The organism is Halomonas heilongjiangensis, from assembly GCF_002879645.1.
Taxonomy (GTDB): Bacteria; Pseudomonadota; Gammaproteobacteria; order Pseudomonadales; family Halomonadaceae; genus Halomonas; species Halomonas heilongjiangensis.
Window position 1 is genome coordinate 1 of sequence record NZ_PNRE01000081.1, and the last position, 10,177, is coordinate 10,177.

6 protein-coding genes and 1 pseudogene are annotated in these 10,177 nt (G+C 68.6%); 4 read left to right on the top strand and 3 right to left on the bottom strand.

Annotated elements, in window-relative coordinates:
* The 3 genes from hutU to C1H66_RS17635 form a co-directional block, all read left to right on the top strand.
* The coding region (gene hutU, locus C1H66_RS17625) for a urocanate hydratase (protein WP_338066467.1) at window positions 1-1,648 on the top strand (1,648 nt) is incomplete at its 5' end.
* Between the two features lie 221 nt (window positions 1,649-1,869).
* Window positions 1,870-3,417, top strand: coding sequence for a histidine ammonia-lyase (hutH, locus tag C1H66_RS17630; protein ID WP_102629189.1), 1,548 nt, complete (start codon window positions 1,870-1,872; stop codon window positions 3,415-3,417).
* Window positions 3,418-3,486: 69 nt separating this feature from the next.
* A complete protein-coding gene (locus C1H66_RS17635) occupies window positions 3,487-4,833 on the top strand; it encodes a Na+/H+ antiporter family protein (RefSeq protein ID WP_102629190.1) in 1,347 nt (448 codons plus the stop codon).
* Window positions 4,834-4,965: 132 nt separating this feature from the next.
* On the opposite strand, the gene C1H66_RS17640 is transcribed toward C1H66_RS17635, so the two are convergent.
* The gene (locus C1H66_RS17640; protein ID WP_102629191.1) at window positions 4,966-6,129 is read right to left on the bottom strand and encodes an S-(hydroxymethyl)glutathione dehydrogenase/class III alcohol dehydrogenase; all 1,164 of its coding nucleotides are present in this window, start codon (window positions 6,127-6,129) and stop codon (window positions 4,966-4,968) included.
* A gap of 293 nt (window positions 6,130-6,422) precedes the next feature.
* Window positions 6,423-6,881 (bottom strand): YchJ family protein, encoded by a 459-nt coding sequence (locus C1H66_RS17645; RefSeq protein WP_240618378.1) that lies wholly within the window; start codon window positions 6,879-6,881, stop codon window positions 6,423-6,425.
* 175 nt (window positions 6,882-7,056) lie between these two features.
* Between C1H66_RS17645 and C1H66_RS17650 the strand changes: the two genes are divergently transcribed.
* Entirely contained in the window at window positions 7,057-9,825 is a 2,769-nt protein-coding gene (locus tag C1H66_RS17650; protein ID WP_102629192.1) for a cation-translocating P-type ATPase, read from the top strand.
* 185 nt (window positions 9,826-10,010) lie between these two features.
* Here the strand turns inward: C1H66_RS17650 and C1H66_RS17655 are convergent.
* Window positions 10,011-10,177, bottom strand: a pseudogene (locus C1H66_RS17655) (FAD-binding protein); the annotation flags it as partial.

Below are 10,177 nucleotides of genomic sequence, written 5' to 3' on the forward strand. Positions count from 1 at the left end.
CCGCCGGATCGCCGCCCCCACCGGTAGCGAGCGCAGCTGCAAGAGCTGGCTCACCGAGGCCCCCCTGCGCATGCTGATGAACAACCTCCACCCCGACGTGGCCGAGCGCCCCGAGGACCTGGTGGTCTACGGCGGCATCGGCCGCGCCGCCCGCGACTGGCAGTGCTTCGACACCATCGTCGAGACCCTCAAGCGCCTGGAGGACACCCAGACCCTGCTGGTCCAGTCCGGCAAGCCGGTGGGGGTGTTCGAGACCCACAAGGACGCCCCGCGGGTGCTGATCGCCAACTCCAACCTGGTGCCGGCCTGGGCCAACTGGGAGCACTTCAACGAGCTCGACCGCAAGGGCCTGATGATGTATGGCCAGATGACCGCCGGCTCGTGGATCTACATCGGCTCCCAGGGCATCGTCCAGGGCACCTACGAGACCTTCGTCGAGGCCGGGCGCCAGCACTACGCCGGCGACCTCAGCGGCCGCTGGATCCTCACCGCCGGCCTGGGCGGCATGGGCGGTGCCCAGCCCCTGGCGGCGAGCCTGGCCGGCGCCTGTTCGCTGAACATCGAGTGCCAGCAGTCGCGCCTCGACTTCCGCCTGCGCACCCGCTACCTGGACGAGCAGGCCACCGACCTGGATGACGCACTCAAACGCCTCGAGCGCTACACCGCAGAGGGCCAGGCGGTCTCCATCGGGCTGTGCGCCAACGCCGCCGATATCCTCCCCGAGCTGGTCAGGCGCGGCGTGCGCCCCGACATGGTCACCGACCAGACCAGCGCCCACGACCCGCTGCACGGCTACCTGCCGTCGGGCTGGACCTGGGATGAGTACGTGGCGCGCGGCAAGAGCGAGCCCGAGGCGGTGGTCAAGGCCGCCAAGCAGTCCATGGCGGTGCACGTCCAGGCCATGCTCGACTTCCAGGCGCTGGGCGTGCCGACCTTCGACTACGGCAACAACATCCGCCAGATGGCCCAGGAGGAAGGGGTCGAGAACGCCTTCGCCTTCCCCGGCTTCGTGCCGGCCTATATCCGCCCGCTGTTCTGCCAGGGCATCGGTCCCTTCCGCTGGGCGGCGCTCTCCGGCGACCCGGAGGACATCTACAGGACCGACCAGAAGGTCAAGGAGCTGATCCCCGACGACCCGCACCTGCACAACTGGCTGGACATGGCCCGCGAGCGAATCAGCTTCCAGGGGCTGCCGGCGCGGATCTGCTGGGTGGGCCTCAAGGATCGCGCCCGCCTCGGCCAGGCCTTCAACGAGATGGTCGCCAGTGGCGAGCTCAAGGCGCCCATCGTCATCGGCCGCGACCACCTGGACTCCGGCTCGGTGGCGAGCCCCAATCGCGAGACCGAGGCGATGCGGGACGGCAGCGACGCCGTCTCCGACTGGCCGCTGCTCAACGCCCTGCTCAACACCGCCGGCGGCGCGACCTGGGTCTCGCTGCACCACGGCGGCGGGGTGGGCATGGGCTACTCCCAGCACGCCGGGGTGGTGATCGTCGCCGACGGCACGGATGACGCCCACGCCCGCCTGGGCCGGGTGCTGCGCAACGACCCGGCCACCGGGGTGATGCGCCACGCCGACGCCGGCTACGCGATCGCCAAGACCTGCGCCCGCGAGAACGATCTCGACCTGCCGATGCTCGATAAGTAAAGAGCCCCCTTTATAACGACATTGCAACGCATCCCGTCTTGGCAAGGAGCGCCGGAGGCAGGCCGAAGAGGAGGTCCGATGCCAGGGAAGGCATCGGTAGCGCCCAGGGAGGGGTTCACAGCGCCTCCTCGATGGTCCGACACTTCGGGGCCTGCCCCCGGAACAGCTCCGATCCAGCGAGGTGCTGAAATAAGCCCAAGTGGCAGACAGGAATCCCCGTTATGACCCATCTCGAGATCCAACCCGGCACGATGACCCTGGCCCAGGCGCGCCGGGTCCATGAGGCCCACGTGCCGGTCAGCCTGGCGGCGAGCGCCGACGACGCCATCCAGCGCGGCGTCGACTGCGTCAACCGCGTCGTGGCCGAGGACCGCACCGTCTACGGCATCAATACCGGGTTCGGCCTGCTGGCCCAGACCCGCATCGAGAAGGAGCACCTGGAAGACCTGCAGCGCTCCCTGGTGCTGTCGCATGCCACCGGCGTCGGCGAACCCATGGACGACGCCCTGGTGCGCCTGATCATGGTGCTCAAGGTCAATAGCCTGGCGCGCGGCTTCTCCGGTATCCGCCGCGAGGTGCTCGACGCCCTGGTGGCGCTGATCAATGCCGAGGTCTACCCGCATATTCCGCTCAAGGGCTCGGTGGGCGCCTCGGGCGACCTGGCGCCGCTGGCGCATATGAGCGTGGTGCTGCTCGGCGAAGGCCAGGCCCGCCATCGGGGCGAGTGGCTCCCCGCCCGCCAGGCCCTGGAAGTGGCCGGCCTCGAGCCGCTCTCCCTGGCCCCCAAGGAGGGCCTGGCGCTGCTCAACGGCACCCAGGTCTCCGCGGCCTATGCCCTCAAGGGGCTGTTCGAGGCCGAAGACCTCTACGCCGCCGCCACGGTGTGTGGCTCGCTGACCGTAGAGGCGACGCTCAGCTCGCGGGCGCCCTTCGATGCGCGCATCCACGCGGTGCGTGGCCAGCCGGGGCAGATCGACGCCGCCGCGGGCTACCGTCACCTGCTCGGCCGCCGCAGCGAGATCAGCGACTCCCACGTCCACTGCGGCAAGGTACAGGACCCCTACTCGCTGCGCTGCCAGCCCCAGGTGATGGGGGCCGTGCTGACCCAGATCCGCCAGGCCGCCGAGGTGCTGGCCATCGAGGTCAACGCGGTGTCGGACAACCCGCTGGTGTTCGCCGAGGAGGGGGACATCATCTCCGGCGGCAACTTCCACGCCGAGCCGGTGGCCATGGCCGCCGACAACCTGGCCCTGGCCATCGCCGAGATCGGCTCGCTCACCGAGCGGCGCGTCTCGCTGATGATGGACCAGCACATGTCCCGGCTGCCGCCCTTCCTGGTCGAGAACGGTGGGGTCAACTCCGGCTTCATGATCGCCCAGGTGACGGCCGCCGCCCTGGCGAGTGAAAACAAGGCCCTGGCCCATCCCCACAGCGTCGACAGCCTGCCGACCTCGGCCAACCAGGAGGACCATGTCTCCATGGCCCCGGCCGCCGGCAAGCGGCTGTGGGAGATGGCCGCCAACGTGCGCGGCATCCTGGCCATCGAGTGGCTGGCCGCCTGCCAGGGGCTCGACTTCCGAAGGGAGGGGAATGGCCAGCGCCTCACCACCACCGAGCCGCTGGAACGGGCACGCCGCGCGCTACGCGAGCGCGTGGCCCATTACGACAAGGATCGCTTCTTCGCCCCCGATATCGAGGCCGCGACCGAGCTGCTCGCGGCGCGCACCCTGAGCCCGCTGGTGCCTGCCGAGCTGCTGCCCAGCCATTGAGCCCCCGCCCCACGGCGTTCCGCCGTGGGGCGGCTTTCGGCACGCCATCCAACGACAAGAGCCTGTTCCATGAATGCCATCGTCCTGGCCATCCTGGTGATGGTCACCCTGAGTCTCGCCCGCGTTTCCGTGGTCTTCGCGCTGATCGCCGCCAGCCTGGTCGGCGGCCTCTACGCCGGCATGCCGCTCGCCGAGATCCTCGACGCCTTCAACGACGGTCTCGGCAACGGCGCCACCATCGCCCTCTCCTACGCCGTGCTCGGCGCCTTCGCCGTCGCCCTGTCGCGTTCCGGGATCACCGAGCAGTTCGCCGACCGGGCGATTCGCGGCCTGAATCTCGATGACGACAGCGGCAATCGCCGCCTGGTCGGCTACACCCTGCTGGGCGCCCTGCTGGCCGCGGCGATCAGCTCCCAGAACCTGATCCCGGTGCATATCGCCTTCATCCCGGTGCTGGTGCCGCCGCTGCTCAAGTTGATGAACCACCTGCGGCTCGACCGACGGGTAGCGGCCTGCGTGATCACCTTCGGCATCACCGCGCCCTACATGCTGCTGCCGGTGGGCTTCGGCGCCATCTTCCTCAACGACATCCTGCTGGCCAATCTCAACGAGAGCGGCGCGGCGCAGGGGCTGGAGGTGACCCGCCAGATGGTGCCCCTGGCCATGGTGATTCCCATCGGCGGCATGGCGCTGGGCCTCGCCGTGGCGGTGCTGTGGAGCTACCGCAAGCCGCGCCACTACGAGGATCGCGACCTGGCCCACGGCGACGAGACGCCGGCCGAGGCGGCCCGTCACCTGGCGCCCTGGCAGCTCGGCGTGCTGTCGGTTGCCCTGGGCGGCACCGTGGCCATCCAGCTGCTGTCCGGCTCCATGGTGCTCGGCGGCCTCTTCGGTTTCGCCCTGCTCTCGATGAGCGGGGTGTTCCGCTGGCACGAGCAGGACGGCATCTTCACCGAGGGCATGCGCATGATGGCCCTGGTGGGGTTCATCATGATCTCCGCGGCGGGCTTCGCCAGCGTGATGCAGGCCAGCGGCGAGGTGGAAGGGCTGGTGGCCGGCTCCGCCGAGCTGATCGGCGACAACAAGGGGCTGGCCGCGCTGGTCATGTTGCTGGTGGGGCTCTTCATCACCATGGGCATCGGCTCGTCGTTCTCGACGATCCCGATCATCGCCTCGCTCTACGTGCCCCTGGCGCTGGGCTTCGGCTTCTCCCCCATGGCCACCGTGGCCCTGGTCGGCACCGCCGCCGCCCTGGGCGATGCCGGCTCACCGGCTTCGGACTCGACGCTGGGCCCCACCGCCGGCCTCAACGCCGACGGCCAACACGACCATATCTGGGACTCGGTCGTCCCGACCTTCCTGCACTACAACATCCCGCTGATCGCCTTCGGCTGGGCAGCCGCCATGCTGCTGTAGGCCAAACAAGGCAACGCCAGGGGGCGGCCCCACCGCTCCCGCCCGATCCCGCTTGAACCCCATCTATGCCCTGGCAGATCGCTGCTGTGATCGAGCCCCAGCCGCTTGATGTCCGGCGGATCGGTGCCCACCTCAGCGAGTGACGAGGGTACCGGGCAGTTGCTCCATCTTCAGGGTTTGCCGAGGATCGAAGTGGATCACCGAACGAATCGACTCGCCCTTGTGCAACAGGTCAAAGGCCGTGTTGATCTGCTCGTGCTCCATGTGGTGGGTGATGTAGGGATCGACGTCAAAGTCACCCCGCAGCCATTCCTCCACCATGTCCGGCAACTGACTTCGGCCACGCACGCCTCCGAAGGCCGTGCCCCGCCATACCCGACCGGTGACCAGCTGGAAGGGCCGGGTCGCGATCTCCTCGCCATCACCCGCCACGCCGATGATCGTGCACTCGCCCCAGCCTTTGTGACAGGCCTCGAGCGCGGCCCGCATGACATTGACATTGCCGATGGCCTCGAAGGTATAGTCGAGGCCGCCATTGGTCATCTCGATCAGCACGTCTTGAATGGGCTGCGCATGGTCGCGGGGATTGACGCAATCGGTGGCGCCTAACGACCTGGCCAGGGGGAACTTGGTGGGGTTAGTGTCGATGCCGATGATCCGGCTGGCACCCGCCAACACGGCCCCCTGAATCGCCGCCATGCCCACGGCCCCCAGACCGAAGACGGCCACGGAGCTGCCCGGCTCCACCTTGGCCGTGTTGCGCACGGCACCGATACCAGTGGGGATCGCACAGCCCATGATGCTCGCCTTGGCCAGGGGCGCCTCCTTGTTGATCTTCGCCACGGAGATCTCAGGCAGGACGGTGTATTCGCTGAAGGTGCTAGTCCCCATGTAGTGGAATAGCTTGCGCCCCTTGTAGGAGAAGCGGCTGGTGCCATCCGGCATCACCCCGGCACCCTGGGTCTTGCGGATGGTCTGACACAGGTTGGTCTTGCCGGACTTGATGTAATCACAGTTCGGATCTTCCGGAATGTAGAGGGGAATCACGTGATCGCCTGGCGCCACCGACGTCACGCCACGCCCCACGTCCTCGACGATTCCCACTGCTTCGTGCCCCAGTATGCAGGGAAACAGCCCCTCGGGGTCGCGCCCTGAAAGCGTGAACAGATCGGTGTGGCACAGGCTGGTGGTGACGATTCGCACCAGTACCTCTCCCGCCTTGGGACCTTCAAGATCAACCTCCTCAATTTCCAGCGGGCGGTTGGGTTCCCAGGCAATCGCAGCGCGTGTCTTCATCTTGATGTTCCTTCGGCTCGTGCATGATCAAGCGAGGTGATGCCTCCTTCGCTCATGAAATGTTATGTTATAACGTAACTTAAAAGACTGCCCAGAAACGACAACAGCGATATTGATCACGCCCCTCCCGCCGGAGGCACTTGCCCCTCTCACAACACCCTCTCACAACATGGAAGGCGCTGAGAATCGCTTGCTGGATGCCAGGATCGAACATCTGCTTGGGCCACGGAGCCCTGCTTGAGATCCCGGCGTCGATAAAACCGTGGGGTACGCCAGTCCCTGAGCCCCGAACATCAACGCCCACAGCACGCCTTGAACTTGCGCCCGCCGCCGCACGGGCAGGGGTCGTTGCGACCCGGCTTGAGGCGGGTCACGGACGGGGTGCCGTCGAGGTAATACCAGCGCCCCGCCTCGCGCACGAAGCGCGAGGCCTCCTCGAGTACCGCCCAGCGGCGGCCTTCCCGAAAGGTGGCACGAAAGTGGACCCGACCGCTATCGCCCCGCTCGTCACGGTCGAGCACCTCGAGCCGTACCCACTGCGTGGTGTCATCCGGCGCGAGGCTCGCCGGGCGAGTGGAGGGATGCCAGGTCACCAGCAGGTAGTCGGTCAGGTTCAGGGCGAAGGCGCCGTAGCGCGAGCGCATCAGCGCCTCGGGCGTGGGCGCCGGCTCGCCAGCATGGTAGCGCCCACAGCACGCGTCCAGCCCCGCGCCACTGCCACAGGGACAAGCTGAAGAAGCGATCTCCGCCACTCGGCATCTCCTCGCGAATCGATGGGCCGTCATCATACCGCAGGTCGCCACTCCCGAGTGTCATCACCCCCTTGCGCCCCTTCTCTTGTCCTGGATCACTGCGGTGCAGCATGGAGTGTGCTACAGCTGTAACCCTGCAGCGGTCACAGCGACACCCCGTGCCGGAGGTAACAGGATGCCCGAGCGGAACCCCCACCCACGCCCCACCTGGCATGCGCTGCCGGCCCGCGAGGCCCTGGTGCGACTCGACACCACGCCGCAGGGGTTGAGCGACCAGCAGGCACGCTCGCGACTGGCCCGCCATGGTCCGAACCGGTTGCGCCAGGAACACGGGCGGCCCTGGTGGAAGCGCCTGGTCGCGCAGTTCAACAACATCCTGATGCTGATCCTGCTCGCCGCGGCCGTCGCCAGCCTGGGGCTCGGCCATCACCTCGACGCCACGGCCATTCTCGGCGTGGTGCTGATCATCGCGCTGATCGGCTTTCTCCAGGAGGGCAAGGCGGAGCAGGCGCTCGAGAGCATCCGCAACATGCTCTCGCCTCGGGCCCAGGTACTGCGCGACGGCCGGCGCGACGTGATCCCCGCGGAGGAGCTGGTGCCCGGCGACATCGTGCTGGTGGAGAGCGGCGACCGCGTACCGGCCGACCTGCGCCTGCTCGAGGCCCGGCGGTTGCGCACCGAGGAGGCCGCGCTGACCGGCGAGTCGACGCCGGTGGACAAGGCCACGGATGCCGTGGGCGAGAACGCCGACCTGGGTGACCGCAGCGGCATGGCCTATGCCGGCACCCTCGTGGTCCAGGGCACCGCCCTGGGGCTGGTGGTGGAGACCGGCAGCCACACCGAGATCGGCCGCATCTCGGAGATGCTGCGCGGCGTGGAGACCCTCAAGACGCCCCTGCTGCAACAGCTCGACCGCGCCGGACGGGTGCTGGCGGTCTTCATCCTCGGCGCCGCCGCCCTCACCGCCGCCTTCGGCGTCGCGGTTCACGGCCAGCCCGTGGGCGAGATGTTCATGGCCGCCGTCGGCCTCGCCGTGGCCGCCATCCCCGAGGGCCTGCCGGCCATCGTCACCATCGGCCTGGCGCTGGGCGTCCAGGCCATGGCCCGGCGCAACGCCATCATCCGCCGCCTGCCGGCGGTGGAGACCCTGGGAGCAATCTCCACCATCTTCTCCGACAAGACCGGCACCCTGACCCGCAACGAGATGACCGCCCGGGCGATCTGGCTGCCAGGTGGCGAGATCCGCATCGACGGCACCGGCTTCGCGCCACAGGGCGACTTCCACGAAGTCGAGGATGGCCGGACTCGCGAGCAGGCGCTGGACCTCGACGGGCACCATGCGCTGCGCCACTTCCTCAAGGTCGGCGTGCTGTGCAACGACGCCGAACTGGCCGAGGAGCACGGCCGCTGGCACATCCATGGCGACCCCACCGAGGGGGCCCTGGTGGTGGCCGCGGCCAAGGCCGGCCTCGCGGCACGCGAGCTGCGCGGTGACCACGCCCGCCAGGACGCCATCCCCTTCGAGTCCGAACGCCGGTACATGGCCACCCTCCACGAGGTCGACGACGAACCCTACCTGCTGGTCAAGGGGGCACCGGACCGGCTGCTGGAGATGTGCCACCGGGTGCGTACCGAGGACGGCGAGGCCGAGCTCGATCGCGCGACCTGGGAGGCACACATCCACGCCCTCTCCTCCCACGGCCTGCGGGTGCTGGCGCTGGCCGAGAAGCGCCTGGAGGGCATCGACGCCCTGGCCGACGAGCACGCCGAGGAGGGGCTGGTGCTGCTCGGCCTGGTGGGCCTGCTCGACCCGCCCCGCGACGAGGCCATCGCCGCCGTGAAACTGTGCCTGGGCGCCGGCATCCGCCCGGTGATGGTCACCGGCGACCATGCCGTGACGGCACGCGCCATCGCCGAGCAGCTCGGTTTCGCCCACACCGACCGCGCCCTGACCGGCCGCGATGTCGAGGCCATGTCCGACGCGGAGCTGGAGGCGTGCATCCTCGAGGTGGATGTCTTCGCCCGCGCCGCCCCGGAGCACAAGCTGCGCCTGGTCAAGGCCATGCAGGCGCAGGGTGGCATCTGTGCCATGACCGGCGACGGGGTCAACGACGGGCCGGCGCTCAAGCGCGCCGATGTCGGCGTGGCCATGGGCATCCAGGGCACCGAGGCCGCCAAGGAGGCCGCCGAGATGGTGCTCGCCGACGACAACTTCGCCACCATCGCCGCCGCCATCGAGGAGGGCCGCAAGGTCTACGACAACATCCGCAAGACCATCACCTTCCTGCTGCCCACCAACGGCGGTCAGGGCCTGGCGATCATGCTGGCGGTGCTGGGCGGCATCCTGCTGCCGGTGACGCCGCTGCAGGCGCTGTGGGTCAACATGGTGGTGGCGGTGACCCTCGGCCTGGCGCTCGCCTTCGAGAAAGCCGAGCCCGACATCATGCGGCGCCGGCCCCGCGACCCGTCGGCCGCCCTGCTGGATCTGTTCCTGCTGTGGCGCGTGGTGTTCGTCTCGGTGCTGCTGCTGGTCGGGGTGTTCGGGGTGTTCGCCTGGATCCTGCTCTACCAGCAGGGCAGCGAGGCGCTGGCCCGGGCCGGGGCGGTGAACATGCTGGTGATGGGCAGCGCCGCCTACCTGATCAACAGCCGTTTCCTGATCCGCAGCTCGCTGTCGATGACCGGCCTCTTCGGCAGCCGGCCGGTATGGGTCGCCATCGCCCTGGTGGTCGCGCTGCAGCTCGCCTGGACCTACCTGCCCTTCATGCAGCTGATCTTCGGCAGCGCCGCCCTGGGCCTCGTCCACTGGCTGGTGATCGTCGCCGGCAGCGTGACGATCCTGCTGACCGTCGAGCTGGAGAAGTGGGTGTTGCGGCGGCGCGATGTCACCGACAGTGGCTCGCCCTCCAGACGCCGGCACGACGAGCACGCCGCGGCCCGTTGATCCAGAGCGGCGCCTGGTGCGGGCGGCGGCCTCGGCGCGACCGGATTGCGTTGGCAGGAGCGCGACCTGGAAGCCTCCTTCCAGGTCATTGCCCCTACAGCTTCTACTCGAGCTCCGGCAGCGCCTCGAACAGGTCGGCGACCAGGCCATTAGTTGTCGAGAGCGCGACCTGGAAGCGATCTTCCTTACAGCTTGCTTTCCAGCTCCGGCAGTGCCTGGAAGAGATCGGCGACCAATCCATAGTCCGCGACCTGGAAGATCGGCGCCTCCTCGTCCTTGTTGATGGCGACGATCACCCGGGAGTCCTTCATGCCCGCCAGGTGCTGGATCGCCCCCGAGATGCCCACGGCGA

Bases quoted from the DNA above. Each gene is read 5' to 3' on its own strand.
- C1H66_RS17635 (WP_102629190.1), top strand. From the start codon at position 3,487: ATGAATGCCATCGTCCTGGCCATCCTGGTGATGGTCACCCTGAGTCTC.
- C1H66_RS17640 (WP_102629191.1), bottom strand. From the start codon at position 6,129: ATGAAGACACGCGCTGCGATTGCCTGGGAACCCAACCGCCCGCTGGAA.
- C1H66_RS17650 (WP_102629192.1), top strand. From the start codon at position 7,057: ATGCCCGAGCGGAACCCCCACCCACGCCCCACCTGGCATGCGCTGCCG.
- hutH (WP_102629189.1), top strand. From the start codon at position 1,870: ATGACCCATCTCGAGATCCAACCCGGCACGATGACCCTGGCCCAGGCG.